Genomic DNA, 16,245 nt, shown 5'->3' with positions numbered 1-16,245 from the left:
GGGTTGGGGTGGGTGTTGTTTGGTTGGGCCCCCCCTTGGGGGGGGGGGGGGGGGCGGGGGGGGGGGGGGGGGCACAGGTGGAGCTGTCCCACCCGGCACTTTCGAGAGCCGTGGGCTCTCAGTAGCCGCGTACGTCGGGCCAGTGGCGCTGCACTCCGTCTCGGTCGAGCAGCCGGGCGAATTCCTCGAACCGCTTGTCCTCGGCTTGGACCTGGTGGGGTTCGACGCCTTCGGACACGCAGTGAGCTGCCAGGGCACCGGCGACCTCGCCGATGTTCCACTCCACGGGGTGGAGGCGGTAGCAGCCGTTGGTGATGTGGGTGGTGCCGATGTTCTTGCCCGCGGGCAGGAGATTGCGGATCCGGCGGGGCACGAGGGCGCCGAGCGGTATCTCGAACGGCACGGAGCCGATGTCGATGTAGTTGTCGCCGCCGGTGGAGGGGTGCAGGTCGATGCGGTAGTTGCCGACGCCCACGGAGTCGCGGTACTTGGTCCGTCCGTAGGGGCCGACGACGTCGATCGCGACGTCCTGTTCGGTGACGGTGGTGACGGCCTTGATGCGCCGCGACTCGCGCACGTAGGGGGCCTTGGCCAGACCGTCGGCGGTGCCGGTGATGTCGGGGCGAAGGCGCAGACCGGGGAATCCGGTGCCGCCGTCCTCGCGGGGCGCCTCGGTCTGCAGCCAGTAGAGGACCGAGAGCGAGAGCTGCCGGGCCTCGGCGAGGGCCTGCGCCGAGGTCTGTTCGCCGCCTCCGATCAGCGGCTTCAACCAGTAGTCGTTGAGGGGCCAGTTGACCAGGGTGATGTCGGAGTCGAAGGCTCCCGGCCGGTGCAGCTTGCGGGCGAGGATGCGGCGGAAGCCCCACAGTTCCTTGTCGCCCGCGTCGGCGCTCTGGTCTGCGTTGACGGCGAGGGGGTCGATCTCCGGGTTCGGCACGAACGTACGCGGGACGGCTTCGAGCGAACGCGGGTCCGGGGCGAGGAAGCCGAGGAGCGGGCCCGGCCAGAAGTCCGGCTGGTAGGAGCGCCAGAAGTCGTAGTCGACGGGGCGCTCGATGACGTGGTTCTCGCCCTCGTGGTGGGAGAGCGCGAAGCAGACGGTGATGCCCTGCTGGTTGAGGGGCTGGGCTTCCTCGGGGGCGTGCGGCTCGCCGAACTCGGCGCGCGACTCGGCGCCGACGGCGTGCTCGACGCCGCCCAGTTCGAGGAGTTCACCGGTCTCGGTGGCGTCGATGACGTAGCGGGCGTGGAGCGTGGTGCGCTCGCCGTCGCGCAGGTTCTCCAGGGTCACCGAGGTGATGACATCGTTGTCCGATCCGGCGGCGACGGCCCGGTACTCGGTGAGAAGCGTCAGCCGCCCGGACGCGAGATGCGGCGCGAGCATGCCTTCCATGGCGGCCAGGGCGACGCGGGGCTCGTGGCAGAGCTTGCTGACCCGGCCCGCGCCCGGATTGAGACGGGGCAGGGACAAGGCCTCCGAACGCAGCGGATACCACTGGCGGTAGTAGTCCCTGATGGACTCGCGCAGCTTGCGGTACGAGGCGGTCGTGCCGAACTGCTCCACCCAGGGGTGCTCGTCCGGCGGGACGGCCTGGGAGGTGAGCTGGCCGCCGATCCAGTCCGTCTCCTCGGTGAGGACGACGGTCCGGCCGGCCCGGCAGGCGGCGAGCGCGGCGGCCACGCCGCCCAGGCCGCCGCCGACGATGAGGATGTCCGGTTCAGGGATCACGGTTCTCCTAGTGCTGTGCTGTACGTGGTCGTGCCGCGGGCGTCCGGCGGGTGGCGGGGCGCGGCTGCTCGTCCCGGCCGTCATGCGCTGTCCGGCAGCGTCTTGGGCGGCGGTCCCGTGCTGGCGCCGGGCCGGAAGGTGCAGGCCACCAGCGGGTCGGGGGCGTCCTCGCCGGCGACGAGGGTGGCGAGCAGGCGTACGGCGGCCGCGCCCAGCTGCGCGCGGGGGATGTCGAAGCCGGTGGGCAGCGGCGCGTCCGCCAGGTCGGGCGGCGGGCTGCCAAGGACGGCCAGGGAGATGTCGCCGGGGCAGTCGAGACCGGCGTCGCGGGCAGCCGTGCTCAGCGCCCGCCAGGCCGCGCCGCTGTCGGTCTCCTCGGCCACGAACGCGGTGACGCCCTGCGCGACCCACTGCCGCAGTTGCTCCGCGCCGAGCGTGCGTTCCGGATCGGCGCGGCGGAACACGGCGGAGTCACCGCCGGGCAGTCCTGCCGCCTCCAGGCCTTCCTGGAAGCCCTGCTCGCGGTCGGTGGATGCGGGCGCGTCATCGTCCTCGCGTACGAGGATGACGCGGCGGTGTCCGAGATCGGCGAGCCGCCGGACGACTTCCCGGCTGGCGCTCACATAGTCGGCGCCGACCCAGGCGAGCCCCTTCGGTTCGTCCCTGCGGCCCAGGTGGACCACGGGGAACCCGTCGTCCACGAGCCTGCGCAGTTCGTCCACGGGAGCGTGGCGGCCCAGGAAGAGGCAACCGTCCGCCAGCCGCGCCCTGTTGAGCGCGTGCGGCCCGCCGGCCCCCGCTCCTCCCCTGCTCGACCCGGTGAAGAGCACCAGGTCGTATCCCTGCGCGGCGGCTTCCTGCTCCACGCCCACCAGGAACGGGTAGTACGAGTGCTGCACGTCCGTGGGGAAGGTGGCCGTGAAGCTGAACACTCCGAGCAGGCCGTTGCGCGCCGCCGCGAGACGCCGGGCGGCCGGGTCGGGCACGTAGCCGAGGCTGCCGGCCGCGTCGAGGACCTTCTGCCGGGTCTCGTCCGAGATGGCGATGCCCTGCTTCTTGCCCGCGAGCACCAGCGAGACGGTGGCCTGCGACACCCCCGCGAGCCGGGCGACCTCCGCCTGACGCGGCCGCCCGGTGCGCCCTGCCGAGCCGGACGCCCGGCCTCGTCCGGCGCGCTTCCTGGGTTCGTCCACCACTGCCCCTCCATCATTAATGCGTATTAGTTATGCGCATTAACGAGTACTGTGCGCGGCGTGGGAGCAACGGTCAAGGGGTGCGACGAAGTTTCTTCCTCTTGCCCGAGCGGGCGCGGGGACCAGGGAAAATGGCGAAGCGCCCGGCAACGCCGGTCCCGTAGGGTGCGGCAGCATGAACCAGGTTTCCCGCCATGCCGTCCGTGCGATACGCGCCGACGAGTGGCCCGAGGTGAAGAAGCTGCGGCTCCTGGCGCTCCAGGACCCGGCGGCGCCGATCGCCTTCCTCGACACGTACGAGCAGGCCGCCGCGCAGCCGGACTCCTTCTGGCAGGAGCGGGCCAAGGGTGCGGCGGGCGGACCCCCGGTGCGCCAGTTCGTGACCGAGGGCCCGGACGGCACCTGGAGCGGCACGGTGACCGTGCTCGTCGAGGACGCGGGCAGCGACGACGTGTTCGGCGGGACCATCGAGCAGCGCCAGGCACATCTCGTCGGTGTCTTCGTCCGCGCCGAGCACCGCGGAAGCGGCCTGATCGACGCGCTCTTCGAGGCGGCCATCGACTGGGCCTGGTCGGCTGCGGACGTGGCGCGCGTGCGCCTGTACGTCCACGAGGACAACGCACGGGCCGAGAGCTTCTACCGGCGCTACGGCTTCGTGCGCTCCGGCAAGACCGCCCCCATGAAGGGCGACCCCTCGAAGAGGGAGCGCGAGATGGTGCTCGACGGCCCCGGGGCGCGGCCCGTCGCCTCCGACTAGCTCAGGTGCCGCCCCGCTCCCACGACGGTGAGCGGGGCCCACGACGGTGAGCGGGGCGGCCCACGACGGTGAGCGGGGCGCATCGGCTCCCGGAAGACGCGGGCCCGTCCGGGAGTCACAGCACGATCTCGCCTGACTCCGTCACCACCTCATGGAACTTCGGCGGCCACTGCAGGAGCAGCGCCGTGACCTCGTGCACGGCATCGGCGAGCCGGGCACCCCGGGAGGGGTCGTTGCCGCGCTGCCGGAACGCCGTGTCCAGTTCGAGGACCGCTTCGGCAAGGACCTCCAGTTGCCGCAGCTGAGCTACGGGCCCGGTGATCGCCTGTAGGGGCCAACTGGATACGATCGGCGGTCACATCGGGCGGGGCGGAGAAGGGGAAGCTGCGGTGACGGGGGCAAGTCAGGCGGGGCGGTTCGGCCGGGCACGCACATGGGGGCGCGGCCTTGTCCGCACACGGCGCCGGGCCGTGGCATCGGGCGCCGTGGTGGTGGCGGTGGCGGCGGGGCTCGGAACCTGGGCGTTCCAGGGGCCCTTGGCCAGCAAGGACAGTTACTGCTGGGGCAGTTGGGAACAGGACAGCGGCTCCTGGATTCTGGGCGACGAGGCGTTCTCGGGTGACGACGCACGCGGTCGTACGTCCGAGGACTCCTCACCGACGCCGGGGAAGCCGACGGGCTCGTGCACCCTGGCCGTGCGCTCGAGCGACGGCGGCTCCGGCGGCGAGCACGCCCAGCAGACCACCGTCACGGTGAAGTTCGGCACGGCCCCGAAGGACGCGAAGGCTCGCCTGGCCTGGCTCAACGGCTATCTCGGCGACGGCGTGACACCCCTGCCCGACGGGCTGCCCGGCGCCGTCGACAGCACACACGGTCTGCTGGTGCTGCCCGAGCGGTGCGACACCCGCGACGGGCACCCCACCGCGGTCACCCTCGACGCGCAGGAGAAGAGGCAGTCCGGCGATCCGCGGCCGCCGAGCCCGGACGTCGGCGGCCCGCGCGGGGTGACCGAACTCCTGGTGAGCGCCGCCAACAAGGGGATGGAGAAGGCGGGTTGCGCCCCGGCGAAGCCGCTGCGCGTCACCTCTCCCCGGCTCACGTTGCCGGAGAACGCCGGGACCTTCTACTCCGATCCGGCGTGCCGCATCAAGGGACTCGATCTCGACCTCGACGAGAAGCAGGAGGACGAGACCTCGTACCAGGTCGGTGTGGTCACCGACGAGCAGCAGTCCTGTGCGGTGCGGATCGGCAGGTCGAACGCCGCACACCTCGACGCTCTGATGGTCGCCCACCCCCGGCTCGACGCGCTTCTCAAGGACCTGCACGGCGACGCTGCACCGGCGCGTGGCTGGCGGGGCAAGGGCGCCATCGAACCGGACCATCAGTTCGTACGGACGCAGTGCGCGGGGCGCCCGACGTCGTTCCTGATGCTGGGCGCACCGGCACATGACGCCAAGAGGCTCTTCGCCGCATTCACCAACGGCGTGTCGCACCGTCTTGGGTGCACGGCCGTCGCACCGGCCGCGGCCGCGGGAACCGAGGGAGAGCGCTGATGACCGAGACGGACGAGACGACGGCCGGCGCGGCTCCCGGGCGGCCCCGCCCCTGGTGGCACTGGGGGCAGCTCATGCGCGGGCGGCTGCGTCCCGCCCTCGCCGCCGCCGTCGCCGGGGCGCTGCTCGGCGGCACCGGGATCGCCTGGCAGGCGCAGGCGGGCCCCTTCGAGCAGGAGTCGGCGTGCTGGGGTTCGCTGAGCGGCGACGACGTGGCGGACCTCTTCGAGGGCGAGGACGACATCGAGACGTCGGCCATGCCGACCCGCGACCGCTACCTCGCGGAGAGGGCGGGCGTGTGCCGTCTGCAGACGGAGGGCGGCCCGGAGATCACGGCCCGGGTCCACAAGCTCAGCGGCCGGTTCGGCGGCGACCGCGACGCGTGGGCCGACGAGTATCTGTCCGCGCGGATGACCCCGCTGGGCGGCGGACTGCTGGGCATGGCGTCGGACTCGCGCGCGTGGCTGGCGATTCCGGAGAGCTGCGTCGGCAGGAGGACGGATTCCTTCACCCCCACCGTGATCGACATGGAGACGGGCTGGACCGACTACGCGAGCCGGGTCGACACCGGTGACCGTGCCCGGCTCACCAGCGCCCTGGTCACACTCGTCAACAGCTTCCTGACCCAGCAGGAGTGCGACGGCCAGGTGAAGGACCCCGCGGACCGGCTGCCAGCCCCCGCCCGCGCCACGAGCGAGAAGCCCGACGCGATATGCGGCATCGAGGGGCTGCACCTGGACGGCATGCGGCCGGTCGACGAGCTGCATCAGCCGCTGGTGACCGCGGGCGGGGGCCCGGTGCGGACCTGCGACCGCGATGCCGTCTTCGAGCACCCGAGTCTGCGGCTGATGACGGTCGAGGACCCGCGCCTCGCCGCGCTCTACACGCGCCTGAAGTCCGAGGGCGGCCCCAAGGTCAAGGTCCTGGACGGCGGCCGGGGGGCCGGTTTCCTCCGGGACGACTTCGGCTTCTTCCAGGCCGAGTGCCAGACCGGCGAGGTCACCTTCCTCATCCGGGCCGACGGCAGGGACCACGCCGCCGACATCCGGATGCTCCTGCCCCGCTATGTGGCCGCCGAGGCGGACCGCGTCGGCTGCGGCCCCCTGCGGATCAAGATGCCCGCGTGAAACCGGCGCCCGCATGAAACGCAGGAGGGGCGCCGCCCTCGCCGGTGATCGATGATCACGGCGGGCAGCGCCCCTCCTCCGTCGCCCCTTCCGGGGCGTGGGACCTAGCGGGCCCGCTGCTCGTACCCCACGAGCCGCACGCACGTCGTGAGCCCCTGCATGGCCTGCTCCAGTTCGTCGAGGCTCGGGTAGCTGGGCGCGACGCGGATGACGGCGTCACGCGGGTCGTCGCCGTACGGGTGGGTGGCGCCGGCCGGGGTCAGCACGATGCCCGCGTCCGCGGCACGGCGTACGACCTCCTTGGCGCAGCCGTCGGGCACTTCGAGCGTGACGAAGTAGCCGCCCTTGGGGTCGGTCCACCGGGCGAGGCCGGTGCCGCCGAGCTCCGCCTCCAGGATCCGCGCCACCGCCTCGAACTTCGGCTGGAGCAGGGCGCGCTGGCGCTCCATGTGGGCCCGCACGCCGTCGGCGTCCCGCAGGAACATCACGTGACGCAGCTGGTTGATCTTGTCGGGGCCGATCGACCGCTTGGCGTTGTTGGCGAGCAGCCACTTCAGGTTCGCGGGCGACGAGCCGAAGAAGGCGACACCCGCTCCCGCCGCGGTGATCTTCGAGGTGGAGCCGAAGACGAAGACGCGGTCCGCGTTCCCCGCGTCCGCGCAGGCGGTGAGCAGGTCGGCGATCTCGACGGGCTCGTCGGTGAGGTGGTGGGCGGCGTACGCGTTGTCCCAGAAGATCCGGAAATCGGGTGCGGCGGCCCGCATCGAGGCAAGGCGGGCCACGGTCTCATCGCTGTAGGAGACACCGTCGGGGTTGCTGTACTTCGGGACGCACCAGATGCCCTTGATCTTCGGGTTCTCGGCGACGAGCCGCTCCACGGTGTCCATGTCCGGGCCCTCGGCCGTCATCGGCACGGGGATCATGTCGATCCCGAAGCGCTGGCAGAGCCCGAAATGCCGGTCGTATCCCGGGGTCGGACACAGGAAGGCGATCCGCTCCTGGTCCACCCAGCGTGACTCGCCGCCCGGCACCACGCTCAGCAGGGCGTGCACGATGCAGTCGTGCATCAGCTCGAGGCTGGAGTTGCCGAGCGCGAGAAGCTGCTCGGCGGGCACCTGGAGTACGTCCGCGAAGATCTCCCGCAGCTCCACCAGACCCTGGAGACCGCCGTAATTGCGGACGTCCGTGCCGTCGGCGGAGGTGTGCCGCCCGCCGGGCAGGCTCAGCAGCTCCTCGGAGAGGTCGAGCTGCTCCGGGGACGGCTTGCCGCGCGTGAGGTCGAGCGAGAGCCCGCGTCCCGTGAGGTCCTGGTAGTCCTGGCGGGCCCGCTCAAGGAGCCCGGTCAGGGAGTCGGGGCTCAGCTCGGTGGTCATGATGTGTCTGTCCTTACGTTGTCGGCGCCGCCGGGGCCGGTGGGCTGCCTCGGCGGCGACGGGGGCGTCGGCGCTGCCAGCCGAGGATACAAAGCGATGACCTGCCCGTTCGTGGCAGGTGGCGCTCGTCACGCCGTGCTCGTCGCGCTCCGGGGACCTACATCGCCCGGAGGCCGAGCCCAGCGGCACCAGGATGGCCACGGTGCCAGGCGTGACTGCGGCTCGCGCCCGGCGACGGTCGGCTGCCCCGTGTCCCCGCATTCCAAACAGGTCACCGACGGCCGACGGCTAGGCGACGAGCTCGGTTGCCTTGGTCAGCGGGCCTCCGGCGTCGCCCGTGTTCATCGTCCCCGCCGGCTCGAAGAGCAGGATGGCGGTTTCCTCCTCCGCCACCGGGCAGTGTTCGACACCGCGGGGAACCACGAACAGCTCGCCGGGGGCCAGGACCACGTCGCCGTCCCTGAGCTGAATGGTCAGTCGCCCGCTGATCACCAGGAACAGTTCGTCCGTGTCCTCATGGCGGTGCCAGACGAACTCCCCTTGCAGCTTGGCCAGCTTGACCTCGTAGTCGTTGAGGACGGCCACCGTCTTCTGCGACCACAACTCACTGAACTCCGCGAGCCTGTCGGCGATGTTGACGGGGACGGGCTTCTTCGACATGCGGCACCTCTTACTGATGGCTGATGGCTGATGGCTGATGGCTGATGGCTGATGGCATGAGCCTCTCGCGCCCGGACCCCGCCGGTCTTGTACGTTCCTGGCATGCAGGAAGAGCTCCCCCGCGCGTCCATCACGGCCTGGCGCCCCGCGGTGCCCGGCATCGCGGAGGTGTTCCACGCTCACTTCACCGACCACGCGTACCCGGCGCACACCCACGACACGTGGGACCTGATGATCCTCGACGACGGAGCGGTCGACTTCGCGCTCGACCGCCGCCGCCATGACGCGACCGGCACCGCGAACGTGCTCCTGCTGCCGCCCGGCGTACCGCACGACGGGCGTACGGTCACCGCTTCGGGCTTTCGGAAGCGCGTGCTCTACCTCGATGACTCCGTGCTCCCCCGGCGCCTTGTCGGCGGCGCGGTGGACGGCCCGATACTCGACGACGCCTTGCTGCGCCACCGGATCCACCAGCTGCACACGTCGCTCGGCCACCCGGGAGACACCTTCGAAGCCGAGTCACGCCTCTCCTTCATCCGTGAGCGGCTGCACGTCCATCTCGACGCGCTGCGGCCCCGCACGCCCGGCCGCGAGGCCAACCGCCTCGCGGTCAAGCTGCGTGAACTCCTTGACTCCCGGATACCCGCCGGCCTCTCGCTGCACGAGGCCGCCGCCGCACTGCACGCGCACCCCACCCACCTCATCCGCTGCTTCAGGCAGACCTACGGGCTGCCGCCGCACACCTACCTCACCGGGAAGCGCATCGACCGCGCACGGCATCTCCTGCTCGAAGGCCTGCGCCCCGCCGATGTCGCGACCGCCGTGGGGTTTCACGACCAGGCCCATCTGAACCGGCACTTCACCCGCCATGTGGGCACCACGCCCGGACGTTACGGGCGGGGCGAGGGTTAGCCACCGCGCCCACGTCGTCACATGCGCCCGGTGAGCCGACCCGACGGCCTCGCGATTCTGACGACCCGACATATCTGACGGCCTGTCAACTCGCTTCCCGGAAGCGCCGGAGCAGTTCGAGAGCGGCAGGGCTCTGGGAGGCGAAGCCCTGGAGCCCCTGCTGCTCGGCGGGAACACCCGGACCCCACAGGCGGGCGCCGTGGCACCGGAAGCAGAAGGCTATGCGGAACAGCAGCCCGGAGGCGCCGTGGGCCCTGATTCCCCAGCCCGGCATGAAGCAGCGGTGCAGATCGTCGTCCGGAACCGAGGACATCAGGGCCAGCGCTTCGCCGGCCTCGCCCGCCGTCCACAGCGCGACGTCCTCGCCCGCCAGGTCGGCGGACGCCATGTTCACCACGGGGTCGGTGAGGCGGACGACCTCGATCAGCTCGGTCTTCTCACAGGACGGCAGCAGCATGCGCCCAGCATCGCTCACGCAGCCGTGCGTCCACTACCGCACCTCCTGTGCGCACCGCTCACTCTGGCCTACCATCGGTCGGACATGGCGACACGGAGGACGCGACCCCGGGGCAGTGCGGTGCGCACGGCCCTGCTCGCCATGGCCGTCCTCTTCCTCGTCCCCCTGCTCGGCGTCGACGGGGCGTCGGGCGCGGCCGCCGCTTCGGTCACCGAAGACCGCGGCGCGACCGCCGACGCCTTCGGCCCGTACCCGTACGCCGACAGCCGGGAAAGCGGCCCCGACCGCGCCCGTGACGGCGGCCGTGGCTGTCACGAGGGCGAGAACCGGACTCCGCGCGAGGCACTGCCCGCTCCCGAGCGGACCAACTCGCCCGCCATCGGCGCCGCGCCCGTGTCGTACGAGCCGCGGGACGACACACCCGTGCTGCCCGGAGCCGCTCCCCCGGACGCGACGTCCGTGGACCTCTACAGAACCCGGGTCATCAGAACGTAGACGGGATCTCTCCACCCGCATCCCGCCGGCCCGACCGGTCGGCATCACCGCATCGCCTCCGGCGATGAATCGACCAACAGGAGAGATCCGCATGCCCCTTTCCGCTTCCCCCAGCAGTTACCTCTCCGCTTCGGGCGGCCCCGGCTCCCCGCGCGGCTCCTCGCAGCCCGGCATCGACATCGGGCTCCTGCTGCTGCGCTGCGCGGTCGGTCTGACCATGGCCGTGCACGGCGGCCAGAAGCTGTTCGGCTGGTTCAACGGCGCGGGCCTCGACGGCACCGCCGGGTTCTTCGCGAGCGACGGCTACTCCGCTCCGAAGGCCATGGCCACGATCGCCGGTCTGACCGAGACGCTCTGCGGCCTGGGCCTGGCCATCGGTCTGCTCACCCCGCTCGCCGGGGCGGGCGTCCTCGGGATCATGCTCAACGCCATCGCCATGAAGTGGGGCAACGGCTTCTTCAACCCCTCGGGCATCGAGTACGACCTGGTCCTGCTCACGGCTGCCGTGAGCCTGGCACTGGCCGGCCCCGGAAGGTACTCCGTCGACCACGTCCTGCCCGTCCCGCGCACCCACCGCCTCTCCCACGGCGTCGCCGCGGTGGCCCTGGGCGCCGTCTCGGCCGCCATCGTCCTGCTGGCCCTGCACGACTGACACCACGAAGCCGGGTCCGAGGGTGATCACCGCACGGAGAACACCCTCGGGCCCGGCCCCGACGGCAGCGAAGGTAGCGTGCAGCCCGGGCGTCGCCGTGACCCGCCCGTCGAACAGCGGACGAGCAAGAAGGCCGGGAAACAGCACCGTGGTCAACAAGGAACTCACCTCCACCCGCCCTGTGGCCCCCACACAGCCGCGCACGGTCACCGCGGCCGTCGTCGACGCGCTCATCGCTCTGGCGTCCGGGCTTGTCGCCGGTGCCGCGGCCGGTGTGAAGGTGAGTGACGGCGTGGTCGAACTGCGGCCGCAGTCCCCCGCGGTGTGGGGCCTCGCGCTCGGCGTGGCCGTAGCCGTCTCCTTCGCCAACCATGTCCTGCTCACCCTCGCGGCCAGAGCCAGCTGCGGAAAGCTGCTCACAGGTGTGCGCGTGGTCCGTGCCGCCGACGGCGGACGACCCCGTTTCCTGCGACTCGTCGGACGGTGGCTGTTCGGCTTCTACTGGATGATCCTCTTTGTTCCGCTGCATCTGGCGACGGACAGCGATGTGGAGCAACAGGACGCGGCGGGGCTGCGTATGGTGCGTCGTCGGACGATCCGTTCCTGATCCGTCAGCTGGTGCTGCACACCTGATGCAGCACCAGGTGTGCAGCACCGGGTGTGCGGCACCGGGTGTGCGGCACCGGGTGTGCGGCACCGGGTGTGCGGCACCACTTCCTTGAGCGACGAGAGGCGATACCTTGCGCGGCTTCACATCCTGGTCCGGCAGGCGGCGCCGGGCCTTGGCCGGCGCGGGTGTCGCCATCGCGGCCATAGCCGGCTTCACCGTCTACAACGTGGCATCGGATGACGGAGGCGGCCCGCCGCAGGTCGACTTCGTCATCGGTGGCGGCGACGACCTCTACGCCAGGGGCGACAAGCAGGCGGTCCAGGGCTCGTACGCGGGTCTCGCCGCCGCTCCCGACGGGTCCGTCACCTTGTTCACCCAGGAGAACGACGGGATGGTGATGTGGCAGCGGGGTCGCTCCGGTGCCGCCGAGCGCACGACCATCACCGGCATGGACGGCGTCACCGCCGATCAGGCCGCGGTGTCCCCCGACGGGTCCTTCTACCTCGCGGCGGAAGACCTGTGGAAGGTCACTCCCGCCGGAAAGGCGACCAAGGTCGTCAGGGGTGGCTGCGAGAAGCTCGACGCGCGACCGGCGACAGACAAGTTCTGCACCGGCCGGATCACGGGCGTGGCCGTCGCCGAGGACGGCTCCGTCTACTTCGGCGACCAGGTGATCTGGGGGGACGTGGCCTCCTACGTCCACAAGGTCGAGGGCGACAGGGTCGAGCCGGTGGCGGGGCGCCCGCCCAAGGACGACGAGTCCTACAAGCGGTCCAACCCGGCGGTGCGGAACGGCATCAACCCGGCCCCCGGCACCAAGGCCGAGGACGTACTGGTCACCGACGTCTTCAACTCGGGTTGGCTCGCCCCCGGCAAGGACGGCCTGTACTGGAGGACCGGGGCGGGAATCGTGCGCATCAAGGCCGACGGCACCCTGAGCCCCCTGGTCGCGGCCTCCGCTCCCGGCAAGATCGCCGAGACGAAGGACCCCTTCGAGGGCGTGGGCAGAGCTCTCGATGCGACGATCCCACGTGCGTCCCGCGATTCGGGCGGTGATCTGACGCTCGTACCGGGACGCGACGAGGTCTACTACACCGACGCGCGTGAGGCGTACAAGCCGAGCCTGGACACTGCCTACCGCTGGCAGGGAGCCACATCGGCCGCGCAGAAGAAGCTTCTTGAGGAATCCTCGGCGGGAAAGCTCGTCCATCGCGTGGCCGACGGCGAGCTGTCCTCCGTGATCGCGGGGGTGCAGGCCATCGCGGGCTCCGACGACGCGCTGTACGCGGCCGTGGAGGGGCAGCCCGAGGGCGCCGACAGAGACCCCGAGCAGTGGAGCACGGCGGTGGTCCGGGTGGAGCTTCCGGACTGACCGACTGACCAACTGACCGGCGCCCGGCGCCCGGCGCCCCACGGCCCCTCGGGAGCGGTAGCTCGCCCGGCGCGCATCTGCCACCGCTCCCCCGCTCTTCGCACCGGCTCCGCTCAGTCCGTCTGCGGCGCCTCCAGCAGCTCGCGGACCTCTTCCGCGGAGGTCTCCCGGAGCTCTTCCCCGACGAGCAGCCAGCGGGTGATGCCGACCGACTCCAGGAACGTCAGGTCGTGGCTCGCGATCAGGAGCGCGCCCTCGTACGACGCCAGCGCGCCGGTGAGTTGGCGCACGCTGGCCAGGTCGAGGTTGTTGGTGGGTTCGTCGAGGAGCAGGAGCTGCGGGGCCGGTGCGGCCAGCATCATCGCCGCGAGCGCGGCGCGGAAGCGCTCGCCGCCCGAGAGTGTGCCCGCCGGCTGTTCGGCGCGCGCCCCCTTGAACAGGAAGCGGGCGAGCTGGGAGCGGATGTGGTTGTCGGTGAGCCCGGGTGCAAGGCGCGAGACGTTCGCGGCCACGCTCAGCGTGTCGTCGAGGACGTCGAGGCGCTGCGGCAGGAACCGCAGCGGCACGGACGTCCTCACTTCGCCGGACAGCGGGGCCAGTTCGCCGGTGAGGGTGCGCAGGAGCGTCGTCTTGCCCGCGCCGTTGCGCCCGACGAGGGCGATCCGTTCGGGTCCTTGTACGTGCAGGCTGCCTTCCTTCAACTTGCCGTACTGGGGCCGCAGTTCGCTCAGGGTCAAGACCGTGCGGCCCGCGGGGACGGCGGTGTGCGGAAGGCTGACGCGGATCTCGGCGTCGTTGCGGATCGCGTCCGCGGCTTCCTCACGCCGCTCGCGCGCCTCGCTGAGCCGCTCCTCGTGCAGGCCCCGGAGCTTGTCGCCGGACTCCTGCGCGGAGCGCTTCTTCTCGCCCGCGACGATGCGCGGGGCGCGCCGCTGGGCGTCCATCTTCTTGCTGTGCCGCGCGCGGCGGGCCACCTTGATCTGGGTCTCCTCCAGTTCGCGTTTCTGGCGTCGTACGTCGGCCTCGGCGGCCCGCAGCATGCGTCCGGCCGCTTCCTGCTCGGTGGCGAGGGCTTCCTCGTAGGCGGACCAGCCACCGCCGTACCAGTTCACCGATCCGGCGCGCAGTTCGGCGATGCGGTCCACGCGTTCGAGCAGGTCGAGGTCGTGGCTGACGACGACCAGGACTCCGGAGCGCCAGGAGTCGACGGCTTCGTAGAGCCTGCGGCGCGCGAACAGGTCGAGGTTGTTGGTCGGTTCGTCGAGCAGGAGGACGTCGGGGCGCTGGAGGAGCAGCGCGGCCAGGCGCAGCAGGACGGTCTCGCCGCCGGACATCTGGCCCACGGTGCGGTCGAGTTCGACGCCGCCCAGTCCCAGTGAACCCAGCGTGGCCAGGGCTCGCTCATCGACGTCCCAGTCGTCGCCGATCGTCTCGAAGTGCTCCTCGCGGGCGTCTCCCGACTCGATGGCCCGCAGTGCGTCGCGCCGCTCGGCGATGCCGAGCGCCTGGTCGACGCGGAGGTTCGTGTCGAGGGTGATGTTCTGCGGCAGGTAGGCGAGGCTGCCGCCGACGGTCACCGACCCCTTGGACGGGCGCAGTTGACCGGCGAGGAGCCGCAGCAGGGTGGATTTGCCGGTGCCGTTGGTGCCGACGAGCCCGGTGCGGCCCCGGCCGATGCTGAGGGAGAGGCCGTCGAAGACGCTGGTGCCGTCCGGCCACTGGAAGGACAGGGCGGAGCAGGTGAGGGACGCGCTGGGTGTGGTGGGTACTGACATGAGGGTTCTCGCAGTCGCAGGCGCGGGCAGGGGGCGTCGTATGCGAGCACCACGCGGCGACCGGCCGGGAAAGAGAGAGGTGCGGCGGTCCTGAATACAGAGGGACGGCTCATGCACCGAGGTCGCATCCACGCGGGGTCACGGGCGGCACCGGCGGGGCCGGGCGGCGGCGTGACGGGCGTACGGCGAGGGCCGTACGGCGCGATGATCGCGAACCTCAGATGCGCAACGTCCACCTCTATCGGAGACAACAGGACGTCGCAAACGATAACGACCAAGAGCGCGAAAGGCAAAGCTTTACGTCATCGTCGCAGGTCAGCGGCGCAGTTCGGCGCCGCAGGCCGCAGGCCACCGCAGCAGGTCAGCGCCGTGCCTGGATCAGGGCGAGGGTGCCGCTCGTGCGCCAGTCCCGGCCGTGCTCGGCGTCGAGCCGCGCCTCGGTCCGCGCGTCGAGACCGACGATCACGTCGGACTTCAGTGTCCGCAGTGATGCCACGGGGCCGGGGAAGTAAGCGGTGCGTTCCTCGTACGGTGTGGTGGCGGGCCACAGCCGGTCGCCGACGAGCCGCCGGTAGTTCAGGTCGCCCTTCATGACGGTCACATCGGCGTCGGCGAACTCCTGGCGCAGGTCGTCGGGCATCTTCGCGTACGGCAGCGGGGCGCAGGAGAAGGTGTGGGCGCGGACGGTGAGCCGGCCCTCTCCCATGGCCGCCCACAGGCGCTCGCCCACCTCCGCCGCGTTGCCGCGCGCGCCGCGCAGATGGCGCAGGCAGTCGATCACGTCGGCGGTGATGGCGTCCGAGACGTAGTACGGGCAGGGCTTGACGTGCAGCACGACCCGCTCGGCGCGCCGATGGCGCAGGAGGTGGTCGATGAGGATGAGGTCGGGCAGCAGTTCTCGTCCCGCGTTGTCCGCGACCAGGCACAGCGTGGCCGCGCCGCCCTCGGGCAGCAGGGACCACAGCAGCGCGGAGTCGTCGGCGACGAGGCGCGAGTCGGCGGCCCCGGCGGGGCCGCCGCCCACGGCGAAGCCCAGGTCCGCGCGGTTGCCCCACAGGGAGCCGAGGAGGAGCGCCTGGCGTTGTTCGTCGAGGGGCCGCCGGGCGAGAGCGTCGAGAGCGGCGAGTTCTTCGGCGGCCTCTTCCGTGTGGAGTTCGGCCTGCTTGAACGGGCGGAACGGATCGATGCCCTGCCAGGGGCCGGGTTCGAAGTATCCGACGGCGGCGAGGAGTTGGCGGTAGAAGTAGCTCTCGGCCCACAGGAAGGGCACGTCGAACCAGGACAGGCCGATGTACTCGCGACTCCAGGCCTCCCACATGTCATGGTCGTGCGCGTCGGGGTCCGGCGGTTCGACCACGCCTTCCGTGGCCTGTGACAGGAGGGCGTCCAGGGCACGGTGCCGGCGCGGGCCGTAGGGGAAGGCGTCCCGCACCTTCTTGATGAGCGCGGGGTGCCGCTCGGCGAGCACGCTCCGGGAGAAGGAGCCGGGTGCGTTGCTCAGGATGACGGGGGCGTCGCCTTCTTCTGCCATGGCTGAAGGGTCTCATCATTTGACGGCTCAAGGGTGGAGCGGTTTACGG

The 16,245-nt window shown here is 71.3% G+C and carries 16 protein-coding genes; 9 read left to right on the top strand and 7 right to left on the bottom strand.

Going from position 1 to position 16,245, the window contains the following annotated elements:
- Positions 1-118: 118 nt before the first annotated feature.
- Positions 119-1,729, bottom strand: coding sequence for an FAD-dependent oxidoreductase (locus tag ABZ906_RS31980; protein WP_361388756.1), 1,611 nt, complete (start codon positions 1,727-1,729; stop codon positions 119-121).
- An 80-nt stretch (positions 1,730-1,809) separates the two neighbouring features.
- Positions 1,810-2,922, bottom strand: a complete 1,113-nt coding sequence (locus tag ABZ906_RS31975) for a LacI family DNA-binding transcriptional regulator (RefSeq protein WP_361388753.1) — start codon at positions 2,920-2,922, stop codon at positions 1,810-1,812.
- 175 nt (positions 2,923-3,097) lie between these two features.
- On the opposite strand from ABZ906_RS31975, the gene ABZ906_RS31970 reads away from it, so the two are divergent.
- The 4 genes from ABZ906_RS31970 (at position 3,098) to ABZ906_RS31955 (ending at position 6,359) form a co-directional block, all read left to right on the top strand.
- Entirely contained in the window at positions 3,098-3,679 is a 582-nt protein-coding gene (locus tag ABZ906_RS31970; RefSeq protein WP_361388750.1) for a GNAT family N-acetyltransferase, read from the top strand.
- 151 nt (positions 3,680-3,830) lie between these two features.
- Complete coding sequence (locus tag ABZ906_RS31965) at positions 3,831-4,010, top strand: hypothetical protein (protein ID WP_361388747.1); 180 nt, start codon at positions 3,831-3,833, stop codon at positions 4,008-4,010.
- A 58-nt stretch (positions 4,011-4,068) separates the two neighbouring features.
- Positions 4,069-5,232 carry a hypothetical protein gene (locus ABZ906_RS31960; RefSeq protein WP_361388744.1) on the top strand — a complete coding sequence of 388 codons (1,164 nt, stop codon included), beginning with the start codon at positions 4,069-4,071 and terminating at the stop codon, positions 5,230-5,232.
- Complete coding sequence (locus ABZ906_RS31955) at positions 5,232-6,359, top strand: hypothetical protein (RefSeq protein ID WP_361388741.1); 1,128 nt, start codon at positions 5,232-5,234, stop codon at positions 6,357-6,359. The genes ABZ906_RS31960 and ABZ906_RS31955 overlap by 1 nt, the downstream gene beginning before the upstream one ends.
- Positions 6,360-6,463: 104 nt before the next feature.
- Here ABZ906_RS31955 and ABZ906_RS31950 read toward each other — a convergent pair whose 3' ends face one another.
- Together ABZ906_RS31950 and ABZ906_RS31945 are read right to left on the bottom strand one after the other, a co-directional pair.
- Complete coding sequence (locus ABZ906_RS31950; protein WP_361184274.1) at positions 6,464-7,732, bottom strand: aminotransferase class I/II-fold pyridoxal phosphate-dependent enzyme; 1,269 nt, start codon at positions 7,730-7,732, stop codon at positions 6,464-6,466.
- 288 nt (positions 7,733-8,020) lie between these two features.
- Positions 8,021-8,392 carry a cupin domain-containing protein gene (locus ABZ906_RS31945; RefSeq protein WP_361184275.1) on the bottom strand — a complete coding sequence of 124 codons (372 nt, stop codon included), beginning with the start codon at positions 8,390-8,392 and terminating at the stop codon, positions 8,021-8,023.
- A gap of 102 nt (positions 8,393-8,494) precedes the next feature.
- On the opposite strand from ABZ906_RS31945, the gene ABZ906_RS31940 reads away from it, so the two are divergent.
- Entirely contained in the window at positions 8,495-9,304 is an 810-nt protein-coding gene (locus ABZ906_RS31940; protein ID WP_361388738.1) for an AraC family transcriptional regulator, read from the top strand.
- 85 nt (positions 9,305-9,389) lie between these two features.
- Here ABZ906_RS31940 and ABZ906_RS31935 read toward each other — a convergent pair whose 3' ends face one another.
- Complete coding sequence (locus ABZ906_RS31935) at positions 9,390-9,779, bottom strand: hypothetical protein (protein ID WP_361388735.1); 390 nt, start codon at positions 9,777-9,779, stop codon at positions 9,390-9,392.
- Between the two features lie 66 nt (positions 9,780-9,845).
- On the opposite strand from ABZ906_RS31935, the gene ABZ906_RS31930 reads away from it, so the two are divergent.
- From ABZ906_RS31930 to ABZ906_RS31915, 4 genes are all read left to right on the top strand, one after another.
- Complete coding sequence (locus ABZ906_RS31930; protein WP_361388732.1) at positions 9,846-10,256, top strand: hypothetical protein; 411 nt, start codon at positions 9,846-9,848, stop codon at positions 10,254-10,256.
- A gap of 91 nt (positions 10,257-10,347) precedes the next feature.
- The gene (locus ABZ906_RS31925) at positions 10,348-10,908 is read left to right on the top strand and encodes a DoxX family protein (RefSeq protein ID WP_361388729.1); all 561 of its coding nucleotides are present in this window, start codon (positions 10,348-10,350) and stop codon (positions 10,906-10,908) included.
- Between the two features lie 148 nt (positions 10,909-11,056).
- The gene (locus tag ABZ906_RS31920; RefSeq protein ID WP_361388726.1) at positions 11,057-11,515 is read left to right on the top strand and encodes an RDD family protein; all 459 of its coding nucleotides are present in this window, start codon (positions 11,057-11,059) and stop codon (positions 11,513-11,515) included.
- Positions 11,516-11,648: 133 nt separating this feature from the next.
- A complete protein-coding gene (locus ABZ906_RS31915) occupies positions 11,649-12,890 on the top strand; it encodes a hypothetical protein (protein ID WP_361388723.1) in 1,242 nt (413 codons plus the stop codon).
- 113 nt (positions 12,891-13,003) lie between these two features.
- Here the strand turns inward: ABZ906_RS31915 and ABZ906_RS31910 are convergent, their stop codons facing one another.
- Together ABZ906_RS31910 and ABZ906_RS31905 are read right to left on the bottom strand one after the other, a co-directional pair.
- Positions 13,004-14,665, bottom strand: a complete 1,662-nt coding sequence (locus ABZ906_RS31910; protein WP_361388720.1) for an ABC-F family ATP-binding cassette domain-containing protein — start codon at positions 14,663-14,665, stop codon at positions 13,004-13,006.
- Between the two features lie 361 nt (positions 14,666-15,026).
- Entirely contained in the window at positions 15,027-16,196 is a 1,170-nt protein-coding gene (locus tag ABZ906_RS31905) for a damage-control phosphatase ARMT1 family protein (protein ID WP_361388717.1), read from the bottom strand.
- Positions 16,197-16,245: the final 49 nt, after the last annotated feature.

The sequence above is a fragment of the Streptomyces sp. NPDC046925 genome (genome assembly GCF_040644915.1).
Lineage (GTDB): Bacteria > Actinomycetota > Actinomycetes > Streptomycetales > Streptomycetaceae > Streptomyces.
This window is presented reverse-complemented; position numbering and strand designations above follow the sequence as displayed.

What these genes read in the sequence shown, in the direction of transcription:
- ABZ906_RS31970 (WP_361388750.1), top strand. Translation starts at nt 3,098, where the DNA reads ATGAACCAGGTTTCCCGCCATGCCGTCCGTGCGATACGCGCCGACGAG.
- ABZ906_RS31925 (WP_361388729.1), top strand. Translation starts at nt 10,348, where the DNA reads ATGCCCCTTTCCGCTTCCCCCAGCAGTTACCTCTCCGCTTCGGGCGGC.
- ABZ906_RS31905 (WP_361388717.1), bottom strand. Translation starts at nt 16,196, where the DNA reads ATGGCAGAAGAAGGCGACGCCCCCGTCATCCTGAGCAACGCACCCGGC.
- ABZ906_RS31950 (WP_361184274.1), bottom strand. Translation starts at nt 7,732, where the DNA reads ATGACCACCGAGCTGAGCCCCGACTCCCTGACCGGGCTCCTTGAGCGG.
- ABZ906_RS31955 (WP_361388741.1), top strand. Translation starts at nt 5,232, where the DNA reads ATGACCGAGACGGACGAGACGACGGCCGGCGCGGCTCCCGGGCGGCCC.
- ABZ906_RS31940 (WP_361388738.1), top strand. Translation starts at nt 8,495, where the DNA reads ATGCAGGAAGAGCTCCCCCGCGCGTCCATCACGGCCTGGCGCCCCGCG.
- ABZ906_RS31945 (WP_361184275.1), bottom strand. Translation starts at nt 8,392, where the DNA reads ATGTCGAAGAAGCCCGTCCCCGTCAACATCGCCGACAGGCTCGCGGAG.
- ABZ906_RS31910 (WP_361388720.1), bottom strand. Translation starts at nt 14,665, where the DNA reads ATGTCAGTACCCACCACACCCAGCGCGTCCCTCACCTGCTCCGCCCTG.
- ABZ906_RS31930 (WP_361388732.1), top strand. Translation starts at nt 9,846, where the DNA reads ATGGCGACACGGAGGACGCGACCCCGGGGCAGTGCGGTGCGCACGGCC.
- ABZ906_RS31965 (WP_361388747.1), top strand. Translation starts at nt 3,831, where the DNA reads ATGGAACTTCGGCGGCCACTGCAGGAGCAGCGCCGTGACCTCGTGCAC.